At 66.1% G+C, this 19,147-nt stretch carries 16 protein-coding genes; 3 read left to right on the top strand and 13 right to left on the bottom strand.

What is annotated here, in order from left to right; all coding sequences use genetic code 11:
- Nucleotides 1–74: 74 nt before the first annotated feature.
- Nucleotides 75–1,565, bottom strand: a complete 1,491-nt coding sequence (gene eccD / locus MTQ01_RS14465; protein ID WP_247490410.1) for a type VII secretion integral membrane protein EccD — start codon at nucleotides 1,563–1,565, stop codon at nucleotides 75–77.
- A 353-nt stretch (nucleotides 1,566–1,918) separates the two neighbouring features.
- On the opposite strand from eccD, the gene eccCa reads away from it, so the two are divergent.
- A complete protein-coding gene (eccCa, locus tag MTQ01_RS14460) occupies nucleotides 1,919–5,893 on the top strand; it encodes a type VII secretion protein EccCa (RefSeq protein ID WP_247490408.1) in 3,975 nt (1,324 codons plus the stop codon).
- Between the two features lie 81 nt (nucleotides 5,894–5,974).
- On the opposite strand, the gene MTQ01_RS14455 is transcribed toward eccCa, so the two are convergent.
- The 10 genes from MTQ01_RS14455 to eccB form a co-directional block, all read right to left on the bottom strand.
- Nucleotides 5,975–6,277 carry a WXG100 family type VII secretion target gene (locus MTQ01_RS14455; RefSeq protein ID WP_211040370.1) on the bottom strand — a complete coding sequence of 101 codons (303 nt, stop codon included), beginning with the start codon at nucleotides 6,275–6,277 and terminating at the stop codon, nucleotides 5,975–5,977.
- 60 nt (nucleotides 6,278–6,337) lie between these two features.
- On the bottom strand, nucleotides 6,338–6,739 hold the full coding sequence (locus MTQ01_RS14450; protein WP_247490406.1) for a WXG100 family type VII secretion target: 402 nt from the start codon (nucleotides 6,737–6,739) through the stop codon (nucleotides 6,338–6,340).
- A gap of 200 nt (nucleotides 6,740–6,939) precedes the next feature.
- On the bottom strand, nucleotides 6,940–7,386 hold the full coding sequence (locus tag MTQ01_RS14445) for a hypothetical protein (protein WP_247490403.1): 447 nt from the start codon (nucleotides 7,384–7,386) through the stop codon (nucleotides 6,940–6,942).
- A gap of 237 nt (nucleotides 7,387–7,623) precedes the next feature.
- Nucleotides 7,624–9,843 (bottom strand): hypothetical protein, encoded by a 2,220-nt coding sequence (locus tag MTQ01_RS14440; protein ID WP_247490401.1) that lies wholly within the window; start codon nucleotides 9,841–9,843, stop codon nucleotides 7,624–7,626.
- A gap of 20 nt (nucleotides 9,844–9,863) precedes the next feature.
- Nucleotides 9,864–10,310: a hypothetical protein gene (locus MTQ01_RS14435; protein WP_247490399.1), complete on the bottom strand. Its 447-nt coding sequence runs from the start codon at nucleotides 10,308–10,310 to the stop codon at nucleotides 9,864–9,866.
- 55 nt (nucleotides 10,311–10,365) lie between these two features.
- A complete protein-coding gene (locus tag MTQ01_RS14430; RefSeq protein WP_247490398.1) occupies nucleotides 10,366–11,442 on the bottom strand; it encodes a S8 family serine peptidase in 1,077 nt (358 codons plus the stop codon).
- Nucleotides 11,443–11,602: 160 nt separating this feature from the next.
- Nucleotides 11,603–12,880, bottom strand: a complete 1,278-nt coding sequence (locus tag MTQ01_RS14425) for a hypothetical protein (RefSeq protein WP_247490396.1) — start codon at nucleotides 12,878–12,880, stop codon at nucleotides 11,603–11,605.
- A 25-nt stretch (nucleotides 12,881–12,905) separates the two neighbouring features.
- Nucleotides 12,906–13,376 (bottom strand): hypothetical protein, encoded by a 471-nt coding sequence (locus MTQ01_RS14420; protein WP_247490393.1) that lies wholly within the window; start codon nucleotides 13,374–13,376, stop codon nucleotides 12,906–12,908.
- A gap of 284 nt (nucleotides 13,377–13,660) precedes the next feature.
- Complete coding sequence (gene mycP / locus MTQ01_RS14415) at nucleotides 13,661–14,986, bottom strand: type VII secretion-associated serine protease mycosin (protein WP_247490391.1); 1,326 nt, start codon at nucleotides 14,984–14,986, stop codon at nucleotides 13,661–13,663.
- Entirely contained in the window at nucleotides 14,986–16,494 is a 1,509-nt protein-coding gene (gene eccB, locus MTQ01_RS14410) for a type VII secretion protein EccB (protein WP_247490389.1), read from the bottom strand. The genes mycP and eccB overlap by 1 nt, the downstream gene beginning before the upstream one ends.
- A 339-nt stretch (nucleotides 16,495–16,833) precedes the next feature.
- On the opposite strand from eccB, the gene MTQ01_RS14405 reads away from it, so the two are divergent.
- Nucleotides 16,834–17,076, top strand: a complete 243-nt coding sequence (locus tag MTQ01_RS14405; protein ID WP_247490388.1) for a type II toxin-antitoxin system prevent-host-death family antitoxin — start codon at nucleotides 16,834–16,836, stop codon at nucleotides 17,074–17,076.
- Nucleotides 17,076–17,450 carry a type II toxin-antitoxin system VapC family toxin gene (locus MTQ01_RS14400; protein ID WP_247490386.1) on the top strand — a complete coding sequence of 125 codons (375 nt, stop codon included), beginning with the start codon at nucleotides 17,076–17,078 and terminating at the stop codon, nucleotides 17,448–17,450. Before MTQ01_RS14405 ends, MTQ01_RS14400 begins: the two co-directional genes overlap by 1 nt.
- A 29-nt stretch (nucleotides 17,451–17,479) precedes the next feature.
- On the opposite strand, the gene MTQ01_RS14395 is transcribed toward MTQ01_RS14400, so the two are convergent.
- Nucleotides 17,480–18,259 carry an exodeoxyribonuclease III gene (locus MTQ01_RS14395; protein ID WP_247490384.1) on the bottom strand — a complete coding sequence of 260 codons (780 nt, stop codon included), beginning with the start codon at nucleotides 18,257–18,259 and terminating at the stop codon, nucleotides 17,480–17,482.
- Nucleotides 18,260–18,498: 239 nt separating this feature from the next.
- The gene (locus MTQ01_RS14390) at nucleotides 18,499–19,143 is read right to left on the bottom strand and encodes an MBL fold metallo-hydrolase (protein ID WP_247490699.1); all 645 of its coding nucleotides are present in this window, start codon (nucleotides 19,141–19,143) and stop codon (nucleotides 18,499–18,501) included.
- Nucleotides 19,144–19,147: the final 4 nt, after the last annotated feature.

Raw genomic sequence — 19,147 nt, 5'->3', positions numbered from 1 at the left:
TCCCGCTCGGCAGGGTGACACCCGACGAAGGAAGCCACCGCCACAGAACCCGCAACGGTCCGGATCAACGACGGCTACCCGCTGGTGAGCGCGCGTGCCGAGGTGTACACGTCCAGCACCGCCAGACACAGCGGCGTCAGCGAGAGCAGCACGGCGATCTCGACGATGTCGAGCAGCCGTCCCCAGAACGGGGTCAGGCCCGATCGCGGCACGATCAGCGCGATCGCCATCAGCAGCAGCGCTCCCGCCGCCAGGGCTGCCGAGAGCCACAGCGTCCGCAGTCCGCTGCCCTGCGAACCGCCAAGCAGTTCCGTGGAGTTCAGCACCAGCCCGACGACCAGCAGCGTGAGCGCCGTCGCGCCGGCGACCATCGCACAGGCCACCTGCGCCGAGTAGCGGAAGAGCCGCGCGCGCATCAGCAGCGCGAGCCCGGAGGCCAGGGCGAGCAGTTGGGCCCAGAGGTTGCCGGAGAAGCCGAGCACCGCGGCGCTGCCCACCACGACCGCCGAGAACCCGCCGACGAGCCCGATCAGCACCTCGTGGCCGCGCCGCGCCTGCGCCGCGATGCGCTCCGCGTCGATCGGCCCGGGGTCGGCGGGGGCGAACGGGTCCTCCTCGCTGTTGTCCGAGCTGTCGTAGCCCGAACGCGGCGCCGCGTACCCGATGGGAAGCCTGGCGAACCGCGCCGACATCCCGGGCAGGAAGGCCAGTACGCCGATGGCGACCGGCGCGCAGACCGACGCCGCCGCAAGCGCGCTGCCGTCGCCGAGGATCGCCCCGAACGTCGCCAGCACGCCCGTGGTGCCGAGCACCGCGGCGCCGACGAAGAGCGCGTCGTTGCCCGGCATCGCGGAGATCATCACCACCGCGGCGACCAGTACGGCCGCGCACGCCAGGAGGAACTGCAACCGCCCGACGCCGTGGCCTTCCTGGAGGGGCAGCAGCGCCGAACCCGCGAGCGCCGCGTGCGGCAGCGCCGCCAGGCCGAGCGCGGTGGCCGAGCCGGGGTCGTCGTAGAAGCGCGCCCGCACCGGCGCCAGCACCAGCAGCAGCACCGCCGCCACCGCGGCGACGACTCCGGGCAGCCCGTGCATGTCCCGGTCGGCGGAGTCGGCGAACCAGAGCACCAGCGCCATCAACGACATCAGCGCCACCGCGCCGACCAGCCCGGAGATCCGCAGATAGCGGTCGTTCCACAGCGTGCGGTCGCGAGTCACCGCGCTGGCCACCGCGTCGGAGACATCGTCGAACACCACCGGCGGCAGCGAACGGGCGAAGGGACGCAGCGTCAGCACCTCGCCGTCCGTCACGCCCAGACCCAGCAGGGTTCGCGCGCTGTCCAGCACGCTGCCGTCGCGCCGCACCAGATGGTGGCCGACCAGCTCGCCCTCCCCGGGCGCCTGCCCAGTCAGCCGCTGCACCTCCGGATACAGATCGGCTACCGGTACGTCCTCGGGCAGCGCCACATCGATACGGCTGCCGGTCGCCACCACGGTGACCCGGCAGTAGCCGGTCGTCGCGGATGATCGTGAGAACGTCGTCGCGGTGGACGGCGGCGTCGTCACTTCTGGGCCCCCTCGTTCGCGGTGTGCGCGGTGCCGCGCCTCGCTGGTAAGTCGTGCGGTGGTCGTACGGTCCCGTTCGGCGCGCACCTCTCGCGCGCTGTCCGCCCGGCGGTGCGGGCCGCATCGCCTCGTGCACGGCGCCCGCTTCACCACGGCACGGAAATCGGTCGACTCGCCGCGAAGCGGCAACAACCCTCCGGAACACGGCCGGTAGTCGATCCGGGACCTTGAGCGACACCCTACCGCCCACCTGCCGTGACCCTGTCAGTAGGATCGTCCCGCGCGGATGGGGACCGCCGCCAAGGGGGCGACGACGGGTGAACTCCGCGCGGAACCAGAGGGATTGGGTACGCGTGAGCCAGATCGTCATCAAGCGCCGGAGCCGGGTGCTGCCCGCCGACGTGCCCGCCGAACCCCTGACGCTGGAGTCGCCGCCCGAACTCCCCCGCGGCCAGCAGGAGGGGGTGTGGATGCAGGTCCTGCCCATGCTCGGCATGGGCGGCTCGCTGGTCTTCTTCTTCAACCCGACCCAGCCGCACACCTTCATGCGGATCATGGGCCTGATCATGCTCGTCTCGATGGTCGGCATGGTCGTCGCGATGTTCGTACGGTTCCGCCGCGGCACGCTGGGCGAGATGGCCCAGAGCCGGCGCGACTACCTCAAGTACCTTGCCCAGACCCGCCGTACGGTCCGCAGAACCGCACGCAGCCAGCGCGACGCTCAGCTCTACCTCCACCCGCCCGCCGACCAGCTCTGGTCACTGGTCGAGGCCGGCGACCGCGTCTGGGAACGCCGCCCCGCCGACCCCGACTTCGCACAGATACGCGTCGGCCTCGGCACCCAGCAGCTCAACACTCCGCTGGTGGCGCCCGACACCGCACCGGTCGACGAGCTGGAGCCGCTCACCGCGGGCGCGATGCAGCGCTTCATCGCCACCCACAGCTCGCTGGACGACCTGCCCGTCGCGGTCTCGATGCGGTCCTTCTACCACGTCACCGTCTCAGGCCGTCCCGAGAGCGCACACGGCACCGCCCGCGCGATGCTCGCCCAACTCGCCGCCCTGCACTCCCCCGACGATCTGGTGATCGCCGTCGCCGCCAGCGGCGCGGAAGCCGCCGCACGCTGGGAGTGGGCCAAGTGGCTCCCGCACGCGCAGCAGCCGGGCGAGGCCGACGGAGCGGGCAGCGGACGGCTGATCACCGACGATCTCATCGAGTTGGAGGACCGGCTGCGCGTACGGCTGGAGGGCCGGTCCCGCTTCACCGGCGAGGCTGCACCGCCCGACCGCGCCCACCTGGTCGTACTGCTGGACGGCTCCTCGGTGCCGCCCGGCTCCGCCTTCGCCGCCCCCGAGGGCATCCAGGGCGTCACCGTCATCGAGGTCATCGCGGGCGAACTGCGCGAGCCCCGCGGCGCGTTGGCGATCGCCGCCCAACCGGACGGACTCCGACTCACCTCCGCCCAGGGCATGGTCTACGAGGGCACCCCCGATGTACTCGGCCCCGAGGCCGCCGAGGCGCTGGCCCGCCTGCTGGCCCCCATCCGCATGGGCAGCGGCGGTGACGACGACGCGCCCCTGCTCGCCAACCTGGAGTTCACCGACCTCCTCAACCTCGGCGACGCCGACTCCGTCGACACCTCCCGCACCTGGCGGCCCCGTTCACAGGCCGACAGGCTGCGCGTACCGATCGGCGTCGGCGAGGAGGGCCAGCCGATCATGCTGGACCTCAAGGAAGCCGCCCAGGACGGCATGGGCCCGCACGGTCTGTGCGTCGGCGCCACCGGATCCGGCAAGTCGGAACTGCTGCGCACCCTCGTACTGGGCCTGGCCGTCACCCACAGCTCGGAGACCCTGAACTTCGTCCTCGCCGACTTCAAGGGCGGCGCCACCTTCACCGGCATGTCGGCGCTGCCGCACGTCTCCGCCGTCATCACCAACCTCGCCGACGACCTGACCCTCGTCGACCGCATGGGCGACTCGATCCGCGGCGAACTCAACCGACGCCAGGAACTGCTGCGTTCGGCAGGCAACTACGCCAACATCCACGACTACGAGAAGGCCCGCGCCGCCGGCGCCGCACTCGACCCGATCGCCTCCCTGGTCATCGTCATCGACGAGTTCTCCGAACTCCTCACCGCGATGCCCGACTTCATCGAGATGTTCATCCAGATCGGACGCATCGGCCGCTCGCTCGGCGTCCACCTGCTGCTCGCCTCGCAACGCCTGGAGGAGGGCAAGCTGCGCGGGCTGGAGACCTACCTCTCGTACCGCATCGGTCTGCGCACCTTCTCCGCCTCGGAGTCCCGCACCGCGCTCGGCGTACCGGACGCGTACCACCTGCCGTCCGTCCCCGGCTCGGGCTACCTCAAGCACGGCACCGAGGAGATGGACCGCTTCAAGGCCGCGTACGTCTCCGGCGTCTACCGGCAGAACGACGACCACTCCGCCGACCTCGGCCCCCGCCCCGTCGAACGCCGCGCCGCGCTCTTCACCGCCGCCCCGGTGCCCGTCACCTACTCCGAACCCGACCCCGAACAGCTCGCCGCTGCCCTCGCCGCCGCCCGCCGCGAGGACGACGCACTGGCCGACACCGTCCTGGACGTCATCGTGCGACGGCTGGAGGGCCAGGGCCCGCCCGCCCACCAGGTGTGGCTGCCCCCGCTGGACTCCGCGCCCGCACTCGACCAGCTCCTGCCCGGACTCACCGTCGTCGAGGGCCGCGGCCTCACCCAGCCCGAAAACCCGCAACTCGGCCGCCTCACCGTCCCGTTCGGCATCGTCGACAAACCCTTCGAGCAGCGCCGCGAACTGCTCACCCGCGACTTCTCCGGCGCCGCCGGCCACATGCTCGTCGTCGGCGGCCCGCAGTCCGGCAAGTCCACCCTGCTGCGCACCCTGGTCTCCGCCTTCGCCCTCACCCACACCCCGGCCGAAGTCCAGTTCTACGGCCTGGACTTCGGCGGCGGCGGCCTCTCCGCCCTCCAGGACCTCCCCCACGTCGGCGGCATCGCCTCCCGCCTCGACCCCGAGAAAGTCCGCCGCACCACCGCCGAAGTCATCGGCATCCTCAACGAGCGCGAGGAGTACTTCCGCACCCACTCCATCGACTCCATCGCCACCTTCCGCCGGCGCCGCGCCGGCGGCGAACTCCCCGACCAGCCGTGGGGGGACGTCTTCCTGCTGGTCGACGGCTGGGCGAACCTGCGCCAGGAGTACGAGGTCCTGGAGGAGGTCGTCACCGACCTGGCCGCACGCGGACTGGGCTACGGCATCCATGTCGTCCTGACCGCCTCGCGGCACATGGAAGTGCGCGCCGCGCTCAAGGACCAGATCCTCAACCGGCTGGAACTGCGGCTCGGCGACCCGCTGGACTCCGAGTTCGACAGGCGCGTCGCGAGCAACGTCCCGGCCAACGTTCCCGGTCGGGGTCAGGTGCCCGAGAAGCTCCACTTCATCGGCGCCCTGCCCCGCATCGACTCGCGCCACTCGGTCGAAGACCTCGCCGAGGCCGGCAACGAGCTGGTCAAGTCGGTCGCAACCGCCTGGCACGGTCCCCTCGCCCCGCCCGTACGCCTGCTGCCGCGCACCTTCCCCGCACACCAGCTCCCCGCCGGCCACGAGAGGCCGGAGGAGGGCGTCGCCTTCGCACTCGACGAGAACAGCCTCCAGCCCGTATTCATCGACTTCGAACGGGACCCCTTCCTCCTGATCTTCGGCGACAGCGAATCGGGCAAGACCTCACTGCTGCGACTGCTGATCAAACAGATCACCGAGCGCTACACCCCCGACGAAGCCCTGATCATGCTCGGCGACTACCGCCGCTCCCTGCTCGGGTACGTGCCCGACGACCACCTGCTCGAGTACGCGGCCATGTCCAACGCCATGGAGACGCACATCGAGTCGCTCAACAGCCTGATGGTCCGACGAGCACCCCAACCGGACATCACCCCGCAGCAGTTGCGCGACCGCAGCTGGTGGGACGGCCCACGGTTCTTCATCGTCATCGACGACCACGAGCTGGTGTCGACCTCCAGCAGCAACCCCCTCGCCACCCTGGTCGACAACCTGCCCTACGCCCGCGACGTGGGCATCCGCTTCATCGTCGCGCGCAGTTCGGCCGGCGCCGCACGCTCCACGTACGACCCGTTCATGCAGCGTGTCCGGGAACTCGGCGCCCAGGGTCTGGTTCTGTCCGGCGACCCCATGGAGGGCGAGGTCATCGGCAACATACGTCCGCAGCCCCTCCCGCCGGGCCGCGCCTTCTTCGCCTCCCGCAAACGCGGCAACCCCATCGTCCAGATCGGCTGGCTCCCCGAGGAGCACTGAGCGGACAGCGGTGAGGGGCGTTACCCGGCCGGGTAACGCCCCTCACACACACGACAGGACACTCGTGCCGCTCGCCGCGCCTCAGATGTCGAAGCGCCCCGCGGCCTTGCGGTCGCTCGCCTGGTACTCGCCGCTGGCCTGGCGGACCTTCGAGGCTATCTGCATCAGCGTCCGCTCCATGCTGTCCGCCCGCTGATCCCACGTCACATGCACACGCATATAGGCGCTCTGCGCCTCGCCCTCCCAGGTCTGGGCGACCTTCTTCACTTCCTGCTGCACGCGCTCCAGATCACCGCGCAGCCGCTTCGCCGCCGACTCGATGTCGGCCGCGGCCTTCTCCAACGAGCCGTAGTTCACTACGAGCTGGCTCGGGTCACTCGCCATTTCACGCCTCCAAGCAGTTGGTCAGATCCACTCGGTCACCGTCGAAACGATGACCCCCGTCTAGAACTTGTCGAACCCCGAGTACTTCTGCGAGCCGACGCCCGTGTCCTGCATGGACCCCATCGTCGTCCCCTGCGGAACACTCGACAGCGGCACACCGTTCCCCTCGATGCCGCGCATGCTCTGCAGCACGTTCTCGTCGTTCGCACCGCTGTCGCGCCGGGTCTCACCGATCGCCGTCCTGATACCGCTCAGGATCTTCTGCAACGCCACATGGTCCTGGTTGATGCGGCCCTGCTGACTCTTGAACTCCGCAGCACCGATTCCGGACCAACGCCCGGCCAGTTCATCGATCGCCGTCTGCAGGCCCCGCACCTGCTTGTCCATCGACTCAAGCACCGAGCCGAGGTTGTTCTCCAGATTCTTCAGGTCAACCCCATTGACCTTCTGCGCACCAGCCATCTCATTCCCCTCTCAACATACGGTCAGTGAACGACGAACCGAACCCTCGCCAGCCGCAGCACAAAACACAGCGGCAAGCCCACTGCACCCCCTACGGTCCCTCTGAAACTATCAGCAGGAAACCACCAGGCGCACTAAAATCTGACAACAACCTCGTCTCGGCGTACGAAAAGCAGTGCATTTCTGCGCGCCGACCCGGCTCACCTCGGCCCATGCGCCCATTCGGTCCCCTCTCCGAACGGATTGCGGAGCTGCACATCATTCTCACAATCCATTCCCGACACAACGGCTCGCGCCATCTGGATCAGGACCTTCATGCGATGCTCCACCGCAAGGGTATAGAGCAAATTTTCACGCAGCTCACCGCGCAGCGCGTTGTACCCGTAACCTGAACGCACTTCACTTCGATCACATCTCACGTACAGGTTCAGATCCTGAATGTTTCCGGAGACGAATCTGATCTCCGCGTAATCACCGATCAGCCGCACGTCCTTCCCCGGCTTCTCTTTCGGGTGCTTCAGAGAAGTCAACTCTTGATCTTTTACCCAATCGAAACCAGCGACAACACTATTTCTTTCATCTACTTCTGACTCAAGTACGCAGGTATCAATACGCGAACGAGGCGAGGACAATAGTTTCTCACCCACACCCCGGAGATTCCTTGACTCTTTTACGATTCTCACTTTCTCTTCTTTGGTAATTTCATCGAAACGACCGGGGTGACTCTCCGACACGTCCGCCACATTTTCATACCCTTTAAAAGATCCACCACAAACACTGTTCCAATTAATTTCAGGGGCAGAGGGTGGCGGCGCCCACGCACAACCCCCTACAAGCATCACAGAGAAGGCACAGAGCACACTAACTCGATGAGCACGCATTTTCTACCTTAGCGACTTGAGAATTCCCTCAGCATACGACCAGCCATTCGACTGTTTATCAGATGCATCACTAGACAAACCTCTGCCCCCATCGTGATTACTGGAGTATGACGACTCCATCTCTGTCAGCCTCAGTGAAATTTGATCCCTTAGATCACCCGAATGAGCTCCCTGCCTACTCTCACCCTGGTCGTCATCGTCATCAAAGCCCATGTAGTGCTCAAACGCCGAAATTGCAAGGTCTCCAACGATCGGGAAAGCGACCATCCCAACCGTGGCCCCAGGTGGGCCAGCAATTGCGCCGCCAATCGCAGCTCCGGCTGCAGCACCTCCTACGCTATTCAGTGCAGAACCACCTTCCGCCAAGCTCCACGTCGTCCACGATCCCGATTCCTCCGAATCTTTGTCAGCCGATTCTCGTTCATCTTTCTCCAAGGAATCGAGGTACTCATTTCGCGCCGCCGCCATGAGGCCTTGATTGTATGCTCCGGAATCGAGCGCACTCTGAACTCGGTACCTGTCACCTGCATTGTCTTCCATGACACTGGCCGTATAGATATGCTGTGCGGTCGCCATGGCTTCATACGCATTCGAATGCTTAGCGACTTCGATCATGAAATCTCTTGCCGTATCGAGGGGTACGTCACCGATGCCGTTGTCTTGGGAGTCATAGATGCCACTCGCAATTAGTTCCGCATTGTTAAATCCGCCACGCATAGCGGTTGCCTTTGTGAGTTCGTCAATATAGCCAGATCCGATCCGAGCAGCGCTATCGACTAGGCCAGGAGCGTTATGCAGCAGCTGCTCCTCTTTGCTCCTGACATCCTCGCCCATTATTTTCATGACTTCGCGTGCGATATTAGCTGTATCCGCGTCCCTGTTGAGGCCAGTTTCATCCCAGGGGACTCCCAGAGACGCGGACTGCAGTGCTCTGCCAAGGTCACGATGCAGGTATTCAGGCTTGACTGTGACGCTGGTCTGGTCGGCAATCCAGTCGCGTTCCTTGATCAGATAACGGAGGTCGTGGGGGTTATTCAAGGCGTCCTTGGCGGCTTCTGGATTATTGCCCAATGCGTGCATGTAACCGCGCATTGGGTCTGCTCCGTGGTCGTCACCTCCGAAGTTTAGCCAAATATTGTCCGGCTGCTGCTTCCAATCTTCAGAGTCCATCTTCTTGTCGAAGTCGATCAGCTTCTCGCCGTAATTAATCAGGAAGCGCGAATCGTAGTCCCCCTCTCTCATGAGGGCACTCATTACCTGAAAGTTGTATGGCGGGCGGCCAGGCTCCGGAGTCTTCCGTTCAAGCTCGATCCTCTCAGGCCCGAGGGCGAGGACATCCTTCTTCCACTTCTTCATTGCATCGCTGTCAGAGTGTGTCGCGGTGGCCAAGGTGTTCCCCAAGGACTTCTGCAACTTCTCGATGATCTTCGCGCGGCCGTCCGAAACTCCCGGATCGTTCACCATGTCGTTCCACTGAACAAAGAGCTTCTTTGCTCCGACACCGGCAGTGAACTTCTCGGTGAAATACGGGTCGCCTTGCCGATTCGTGAGTATCGAGTTCAGACGAGTCATCTCGCGGTCGCTGGCCTTTTCTCCCTTGCCGATTATTTCCTCAGCTTCTTTTGCCTGCTTTACTGCCTCCTCCATCGATTTCGATGCAGCCTTGATGCTGTCTACAGTGCCTGCGTTGAAGCCTGGTTTGGATCCGTTTCGGTCCTGCATGAGCGCCCAGTTGAGTGCCCGGTCCGCCTCGGTCGCCCGGTTCAGTAGCGTATTGATTTGCGTGTTGTATTCATTTATTGTCTCGCGGAGGTGCTTCTGAATCGTCTGTCTCTGTTTGAAGTCCTCCTCGGGTGAATCGAATAGCACTTTCCCAGTCGTCTTGTTCAGTGACAGATGGGTACTCTCAGCCACCTCTGAGGCGATCCCCTTGAGCTTCTTCTGGACGCTTTCCAGTTCCTCGACAGCGCTGCGGATAAGGCCGTAAACAGCTTTGGATTCCTTAGATGCGTCTTCTAGTTGGTCATAGACCTTTGTAAAATTCCGTCGCCCGGCCTCCGCGGCCTTCCCGTCCCAATCACGACGTGAAAGTTTTCGTGTAACCGTCGACTGAAAGGAGTTTGCGATCCCGATCAGCTCATCCGGCAACACTCTCCACCTGCTGGCAGCCTTCGTGAGACCTGACAAGTCGGCGCCCACGACTGTCTCATAGCTGAGCGGCATCTAACCTTCTCCCACCGAGTTCAGTTCTTCGACTTGAACTTGGTTCCCTGGTTCATGTCCTGCAAATCCATCTCGGCAGCCGCTGAATTGAGACCGCCCGCCACTCCGTTCTCAATGAGCCTGTCCAAGTGGTCGACCTGCTTCTCCCAGCGCTCCTCGAAAGTCCGTATGCCTTTCTGGCACTGAAAACCCTTGAGCCCGGACGTTGCCTTCTTGATCGCATCCACCGCAGAGTTGTCTGCCTTCTTCAGGTTCGCCCTGGTCGTGTCTGCCTCTTTCGCTTTCTTCCTGAGCAGTGCCGGCGTTATCACCACAGCACCGAAGTCAGGGCCGGGCCCCGGTATTTCTTTTCCATTACTGTCGTATTCGGGCGCCAAGCCGGCCAAGTTGAGCTTTGCTCTGTCCTGCTCGACTTCTGCCTTTATGGAGTTCCATTCACCTCGAAAAGACATCGCTAGTTCCCCCATTGCTCCATAAGATCAGGTCCGAGATATCCTCACGCAGCGGAGATGACCACCAGAGTCACTGCGGTACCCGTGTGCGGCGGCGTAGGAGTACGCCGACTACGGCTACGCCGAGGAGTGCGACAGCGCCGACGGCGATGGCCGGCACCAGGAGTGAATTGCTGTCCTTCTCCGACGCGTCGCCCTGGGTTTTCTGGTCTTCTTCGCTTATGTCGCTGCCGCTCTTGCCGTCGTCAGGCCCTTCCGACGAGTCAGACTTCTCCTCCTGCTTCGCGTAGTACTTGGAGAAGAGGGGATTCTTGTCCGGGTCGCCGGGGTCAATGCTGTCGTCCGCAAGTGCAATACGCGGACGTACGACGCCGTACCCGATGTACTTACTTGGAATCTCGCCAGTCTTCGGCTTGCCGGCCGTATCGATCAGCACTCGAAGCACCTGGTTAGCCGTCCACTCCGGATACTTCGACCAAATGAGTGCGGCAGACGCTGAGGCGATTGCCGTTGCGGCACTAGTTCCTTTGCCGTCGAGGCAGGTGGCTGTGTTCCTCTCACACCTCATCGCCATACGATCGCCTGGCGCTGCCAGAGCAAGATGTGCTCCGTATTGGGAGAAGTCCGTAACCTTTCCGCTCTCGCCGGTAGCCCCCACGGCTACCACACCTGCGTAGCCAGCCGGGTACGCAGTCGCGTTTGTCCCCTCGTTACCTGAACCGGCAAAGAGCAACACGTTGGCTTTGTTTGCCCTGTCAATCGCTGCTTGCACGGCCGGATCTTCTCGATTACTTCCACCGAAAGACATGTTGATGATGTCGGCGCCACTTTTCACGGCATGATCGATGGCCTCGGGAATTTTACTGAAGAGATCAACAACTCCTGGACTGACCGTGACGGGTATAATTTCCGATTCTGGCGCCAGCCCCTGTATGCCTCCTTCTTCCCCACTCCCTGCGATAAGTGCTGCCATTGATGTTCCGTGCCCGCCCAGGTCGCGGTAAGGGGACTTCGAGGGAGAGAAGAGATTCTTCCCTTTGATGAGTTTTCCTCGCAGCTCTGGCAAGGTCCCATCTACGCCGCCGTCGATAACCGCAACGGTGATGCCTCGCCCCTTACTCTCTTCCCACATACTTTCCGCATCCATGGCGTCGAGGTACCACTGCCTTTCTTTAACAGAAGCAGCTGACGCACTCTGCGGTACGCCAGAACCCAGCCATAGACCGAGAACAACGGCCACGACTGTGCACCGCCTAGCGATACGCCTGTTTCCACGAAAATTTTCACGCACGATCTGCTACTGCCGATCAGGAGTCGGAGCCAATTACGGGTGGAACCGTCTTCTTATTGTTTCTGTTCCAGGTTTCCACGCTTTCCTTCAGATACCCAGGCCCGTCAGCGGCGCCACGTCTGGCTTCCGTGTTCTGTTTGGGCGTGTTCGACCGCCCAGAGAGAGGAGGTCCAGCCGGTCCTGGGACATTGCTGGAGGAGCGGTTGGACGGCATGCTGCTCACCACACCTGACCTGCCGCCGACGGCTCGCCCTGGCTCCGTAGCCAAGCTTCGACGGGTGGCCTGGCTCTGTGACGCGGGCCCGAATCCTTGTGAAGAGCCGCCGATCACGGTTCCACGGGGCATCCCCGCTTGACTCGGTCCGTTGGAGACGGGTCGGGCGGTCCCTCCGTGAATACCGGTGGCGGGCGTGCGCGTCATACCCGGCCCGAAGGGTGACGTCACCGGCTTCTGGCTTGGCACTGGATTGAACGCGCTGGCCGGAACACCTGACCGGCCACCAGAACTGACTGGGGAGATGCCGGCTACCGGGCTCACGTTGGTCTGAGGTGCTGCACTCGCGGGAACGTCGGCGCCTATCGGGCCCGGAAGCACAGAGCCCGGCAAGCGTGAAGGACCAGAGACAGTGGCTGAGTCCAGCTCCGTACGCACTCCCCTGTCCAATTCGCCGCCAGCAGGGTCCTGGGCACGTTGCTTGGGCTCTTCAGAGGAGGACACGGACTCTGGTTGCTTGCGTTCGTGGCCCTCCACCACGGCGCCACTCTGCGCGATAGTGCTGGTCTGCTGGCCATTGAGGGCCGTCGAGGACGTCTCGATCGGGCCTACCGGACGAGGCACCTCGATACCGCTCAGCGGTGAGAAATTCGGGCGGGTGGGGGAGGCTACGTCTTTGGCGGCTTCGCTGTAGTAGGAGTTGAGACGAGTGATGACACGCAGTGCGTCCTGACGGTCCTTCTCCGACTGGCTGCCGTCCTTGAGGTCGGGCATCGTCTTCTTGGCGTAGCTCAGCCCGTCGCTGGCGACGAAGAGAGCGGATCCGACGAGGGTGGCGTAATCACCGAGAGCGCGGCCCTCCTTGGCGAAGCTCTTCGTCCAGGTGCGCAGAGCCTCACCGGACTCGCCCTCCCACTCGGCCTTCTTCACGAGGCGTTCGAGGTCTTGGACGATGGTGTAGATCTTCCGTGCAGCGACGCTGACGGCGTCGCTGCGGGTGGATATGTCGTCGGGTCTGGCGCCGGCGACGAGAGCGTGCAGCTCCTTGTGGCTCAGGCCCTCCGAGTTGTCTGCAGGCAAGGCGTGTGTCCCCCTTTCTCGGGTCTCAGTAGCTTTCGGCTTCGCTGCCCGTGCCCGCGGACCGCTCGTCGCGGGTGTCCGGGCGGGGCTCCGGGGTCCGGTAGTGCTCCCGGGCGTTCTCCTGGAGCTTGTGGAAGCGCGCGATCTGCTCTTCCTCGGCGTTGTCGAAGCCCTTCTTGGACATCTCGACGACCAGGCTCAAAGCCTCGATCTGCTCGGAGAAAATGCGCACATAGCGCTCCAGTTCGACACGCGCCTTGTCGTACGCCTTCGACAGATCGTCGGCATGCGCCAGATTGGCGCCGCCGTACGCGTCACGGGCCACGATCTGCTGACGAACCTTCGCCTCCGAGGCGGACGAATCACGCAACTCGTTTGCGACGAGGTCGACTTGCTTGCGCAGCCGCGTCAGGGTCTCCGAGTCGAGAACCAAATCCCCGTCAGCTGTCGGCAGTTCCCCGCTGCCGTTCGTGCCTCCGACATGGTCGAGCGCCACGGCTCAATCCCCCCCACAGGTTCGGCCATTACGGTCCGTACAAGTTTACTCACTACGTACATGACACGTGAAGCAGTGAGCACATGATTACAGCGATGTGCTTTGTGGTCTGCACCACACCAAAACCCCAGGTGGGCACGGTAGTTGACAGCCCAGCAGGAACACGCGTGACGGGATATCGGCTTCTGTCCTGACAGATGGGACACCGTGACTGCCCGCGCACCGAGCCGCTCCCGGGACGGTGCGCTGGGCCGTCGGGCATCCGGTGCTCGGCCGGCGCCGGTTCACGTGGCGTCGGAGGCACCGGCGGACGCGCCGCCGCGCGCGCGGTCGCGGAGGATGCGGGCGGCGGTGGCGATGAGGCCGACGAGGACGAGGACGGCGAGCAGGACGTACGTGGCCAGGCGTTCGTTGCGTTCGGCGTACGTCTCGTGGAGGTTGAGCGCCGCCGCCTCCGGTTTCTCGGCCTGCCGCACGCCCTCGCGCGCCACGGGGCGGTCGACGGGGCTGCTGTCCTCGGTCAGGGCCCGTACGGGGTCGACGACTCCCCAACCGATGTGCCGGTCGCGGCCGCTGACGGCGCGTTCGGCGGTCTGCTGGATCTGTGCGACGACCTGCTGGTGCGTCCAGGTCGGGTGCTTCTCGCGGATGAGGGCGGCGACGCCCGCGACGAACGGTGCGGCGAAGCTCGTTCCGTTGTCGACGCAGTGGCCGCCGAGAGGCACCGTGGAGACCACGTCGACGCCGGGTGCGGCGACTCCGACGAATTCGCCGCGCTGGGAGAAGTAGGCGCGCTCGTTGTTGCGGTCGGAGGCGGCGACGGCGAGGACACCCGGCAGTGCGGCGGGATAGGTGTTGACGGACTTGCCCGAGGCTCCGTCGTTGCCTGCCGAGGCGATGACCACGATGTCGCGGTCCAGTGCCCGTTGGACGGCGCCGGGCAGCTGCGAGTCCTCGTGCAACGGCCCCTTGGCGTCCTGGCTGATGTTGATGACGTGGACCCCGGCAGCGATCGCGTAGTCGATGGCTCGCACCAGGGAATCGACGTCGCCCTCGCCCTGCCCGTCGTTCTGGCGGATCGGGACGACAGTGGCTTCCGGTGCGAGGCCGGCGAAGCCCGTCTTGGCGCGCGGGCGGGCGGCGATGATGCCCGCGACCTTGGTTCCGTGACCGACGTTGTCGACGGTGGGACCGCGGGGTGCGCCCTTCGGCTCGTTCTTGCCGGGCTTGAGCAGGTCCTTGCCGGCTTTGCGGTCGACCGCTCCGGCCAGTTGCGGGTTCTTGGCGTCCACGCCGCTGTCGATGACCGCGACCCGGATGCCCTTCCCTCTGGATTCCTGCCAGAGACGGTCCAGTTGGACGCGTTGCAGCGGCCAGGGGCGGCCGGGGAACTGCTTGCCGCCGAAGCGGCACTCCCCCGCGTCGCTGAGCGCGAGCGGTGCCGGGTGCCGGGCGGCGGTGCGCTCCCCCGCGGCGTCGTGCCCGCTGGACAGGGCAGACGCCTGCTGCCCGGACGAGGCGTAGGCACCCGCAGGGGTTGCCGGTGCGGCGGCGGGGCCGGCCAGTACGAGGCCGGCCAGAGCGAGAGATGCGAGGGTTCGCCGTCGCATCAGGAGCCCTGGGGCAGTCGGGCGCCGCTGACGTCCAACCGCGGGCCGGTCGGCAGGAACTGGGCCCACTCGAACGGCACCGGGAGCGGCTTGACGTTCTGGTAACCCAGCCTCATCTGGGCCTCGTTGACCTTCTCCTCCTCCTTGCCGTCCTTCTTCGAACCGTCCGGATCGCCGTCCGTGCTGCTGTCGTTGTTGGACTGCACGGCGTACCGCAGACCGGTGTCGGTCAGCAGGAAAGTGCCGCCGGTGCCGGTGTCGCTGCCCTGGAACTGGCGGAAGAGCATGCCGGCACCGGGTGTGACGTAGGCGCTGGTGGAGCGGTCGGAGATGGTGCGCGGATAGTCCTTGGCGGCCCAGGTGGAACGGGTCGTGGTGCCCTTGGAGCCGTCGACGTCGCGCAGCACGCTGCACAGCGTCTGCCGCTCGCCGCGGTTGATCTGCTCGGTTCGGTGGACCGGCCAGTCCTTGCCGCTGGTCGGGCTGAGCGACCGGGAGACGGGCGTGATCGACTGCGGGTTCACCTCGTACGGCTTGGCCCGCTGGCGGAGTTCGGCCGTTTCGGGGTGGTACAGGACCATGAACGCGGTGAAGTCCGTGACCGGTACGACCCGGCCCTGCTCGACGAGGTAGTGCTCGTATCCGTCCGCGGTACGGGCGCGCAGGACCATTCCGATCCGGTTGGCGCTCTCGTCCAGGCCCTCGACGCCTGCCGGTGTGCCGATGGGGCCGCGCAGGTCGGGGAAGACCAGCGGGTCGCCGGTCGGGAGCGTGGCCAGCCACTTCCTGTCGACCGGCTGCGGGGTGCCGTTGGTCACCGCGCGGTTGAGCAACTCCCGCTGGCGGTCCTTGAGTTGGTACTTCTTGCCCTTGGGGTCGACGAGGTACTCGGCGCGGCTGCCGCGCTCGCGCACGTACATGACGTCGCCGCCGCGCAGCCGTCCCTTGCCCTCCACCGCGTCGTGCTCGTGGTCGCCGAGCACGAAGGCGGCCTGGCCGGGAGTGCGTCCCACACCGCCCGGCTTCTCGCATACGGCCCAGCGCATGGCCCGGCCGGCCTCCTTCTCGTCCGGCAGCCTGTCCGGTGCGTACGGGATGCCGACGGTCGGCCCGTGCGGTATTCGACCGCTGTCGAGCTCCTTCTCCGCGACCTTGACGATCTCGAAGGAGTCCGAGGTCAGCAGCAGTTTGGCGGAGGCGAGATTGAGCACGGGGTGCAGCTGCACCTTGCCGTCGGTCTCCAGCACGACGTACCGGGTGGTGGAGTCGCTGCCGATGATGACGTTCTTCTTGGGCTGGTCCCAGTCCTTGGGCGCCAGCGGCTTGAACATCCCCCAGGCGCCGAAGCCGACCAGCAGCAGCACACCGACGATCAGACCCGGCAGAAACCCGCGGATCGGCTTCGGTGCCCCCTCGTCGCTCCCGGAGGGCGAGGGTTGCAGGAACGCGGCGACGGTGCGCTTCTTCTCGAAGGTGTACGCGTTCAGCTCATCGCGCCTGGATGCCATCGGCTGGTCTGCTCCCCCTGGGCTGCCCGGTGTCCGGCGCCCGGTCCACGGTCCTCACCTGCGCGCCACGGGCAGGTGTGTGAATTCCCCGCCGGACATTGTGCCTCTCGGCTACCGGAGCAACACACTCGGGTGTCCCCAACCCGTCGCGCCCGCACGGCCGTTGACGGACAGCGGGCGCGCAACGGGCCTTCCACCGGCCGCCACGGCCGCACGGGGCCCGCAACAGCACGGAAGGGCAGCACCGCCCCGGGGCGAACAGTCCGGCTGCGCCACGCCTGCGGGAGTAGACTTAGTCCAGGAGTTGGTCCACCAACTTTCTTCCGCTTGGAGGCAGCCGTGGAAGCAGCGCGTCAGTACAACGTCCATGAAGCCAAAACCCAGTTCTCCCGCATCCTCGAGCAGGTGGCGACAGGCGCGGAGGTGGTCATCAGCAAGGCCGGCGAGCCAGTGGCCAAGGTCGTTCCGCTCCGCCCCAGTGTCCGAAGGACCGGACGCGGGTCGATCAGCGGGCAGGTGCACATCCCGGAAGACTTCGACGAACTGCCCGAGGACGTGGCGGACGCTCTGGGGATGCGCTGATGCGGCTACTGCTCGACACGCACGTCGTCATTTGGTGGCTGGCGGACTCGGAGCAGCTCACGCCCGACGTTAAGGAGCTGCTGGACACCGAGCCGGCGGTGTACGTGAGCGCGGTGTCCCCCTGGGAGATCGCGATCAAGCAGTCGTTGGGCAAGCTCGGCGAGCCCGAGGACCTGGCCGAGAGGGTGCGGGACAGCCAATTCAGCCAGCTGCCGGTGACCGCCGGCCACGGGGTTCGGGCCGGGCGGCTGCCGGCACACCACCGGGATCCGTTCGACCGCCTGCTGGTCGCTCAGGCACAGATCGAGGGCATGACCCTGGTGACACGCGACAAGTACATCCCGCAGTACGACGTACCGGTCCTGCCCGTCTGACTCGCCCCCGCCCCGGCGGTGCTCGCGCCCTACAGGTCGAGGTCGGCGACGACCGGGGCGTGGTCGGAGGGGGACTTGCCCTTTCGGGCCTCGCGGTCGACGAAGGAGTCGGTGACGGCCGCGGCGAAGGCGGGGTTGGCGTAGACGTGGTCGATGCGCATGCCGCGGTTCTTGGGGAAGTTGAGCTGGCGGTAGTCCCAGAAAGTGAAGGCCACGTCGTACTTCAGCGCTCTGGGGCTCAGCTCGGTCAGCCCGGTGGCGGCGAGCGCGGTCAGGGCGTCGCGCTCGGGGTCGGTGACGTGGGTGGAGTTCTCGAAGAGGGAGATGTCCCAGACGTCCTCGTCCTTCGGTGCGACGTTGAAGTCGCCGAGGATCGCGTACGGGGTGTCGCCGCCGGCCTCGCGGGCGGCGGTGTCGCGCAGGGCGGCCAACCACCGCAGCTTGTACTGGTAGTGGGCGTGCTCGGGGTCGCGGCCGTTGGGCACGTAGACGGACCAGACGCGTACGCCGCCGCAGGTGGCGGAGACCGCGCGGGGCTCCAGGACACCCTCGAACTCCGGGGCGTCCGGCAGCGCGGTGACGGGGTCGGTGAGACCGACGCGGGAGAGGACCGCGACGCCGTTCCACCGGCCGGTCGCGGTGAACGCCGCCTCGTAGCCGGCGTCCGCGAGCGCCTGGGCGGGGAACTGCTCGGCGGTGCACTTGAGCTCCTGAAGGCACAGGACGTCCGTCCCGCTGGACTTCAGCCAGTCCAGCAGCCGCTCGAGTCGCGTGTTGATGCCGTTGACGTTCCAGGTGGCGATTCGCATGAGGAGAACCTATCGCTCACCTCTGACACTCGGCCGTCCGTCCCACGCCGGTCCGCGCGGGCGGGACGGCGTCGGGCGCGCACGCCGGACCGGCGCCGGTCGTACGGGGCGCCCGCGCGCGTGACGGACGTGCCAGGCGCAGTGCCCGGGGGCGGGTCCGTGCAGCCGTCGAGCAAGCGGGAGACGCGGCGCGGGCCGGCGGCGCGGTGCGCGGAAGACGCGGCGCGGGCCCTCAGCGCTCAGAGTGTCGCGGACTCGCCCGGCAGCAGTCGGTCGTGGTCGGCGCCGCCGAGCCCGGGGCCGGTGGGCCCGAGCATCCGCTCGTAGATCGGGAAGGCGTTGCCGCCGAGCAGGCCGTCGTGGATGTCGTACGCGCGGCGCGGCGCCAACTCCCGTACGTAGTCGACGATTTCGGAGAACTTGCTCCAGGGCGCCTGGAGCGGCAGCAGCAGTGTCTCCACCGGGGCGTCCGGCACGGTGAGCGCGTCGCCGGGGTGGAAGACGCGCTCGTCGACCAGGAAGCCGACGTTGGTGACGCGCGGGATGTCGGGGTGGATGACGGCGTGCAGTTCGCCGTGGACCGCGACACGGAATCCTGCCGCCTCGAAGGTGTCGCCGTGGCCGACGGTGTGGACGCGGCCGGGGAACGCGGGCGCGAGCTGTTCGGCGACGCTGCGCAGCGTCCACAGTTCGACGGAGGGGTCGGCCTCCAGCGCCGTGCGCAGCCGGCGCTCGTCGAAGTGGTCGGGGTGCTCGTGGGTGACGAGCAGCGCGGTGGCGCCCTGCGCCGCGTCGTCCTCGCTGAACCCGCCCGGGTCGATGACCAGGGCGCGACCGTCCCGCTCCAGCCGGACGCTGGAGTGGCCCTGCTTGGTGAGCCTCAGCGGC

Origin of the sequence: Streptomyces sp. XM4193 (assembly GCF_023072595.1) — a bacterium.
In the GTDB taxonomy this organism is placed as follows: Bacteria; Actinomycetota; Actinomycetes; order Streptomycetales; family Streptomycetaceae; genus Streptomyces.
Note: the sequence above shows the minus strand (reverse complement) of the source record. Positions and strands in the feature narration are given on the sequence as shown.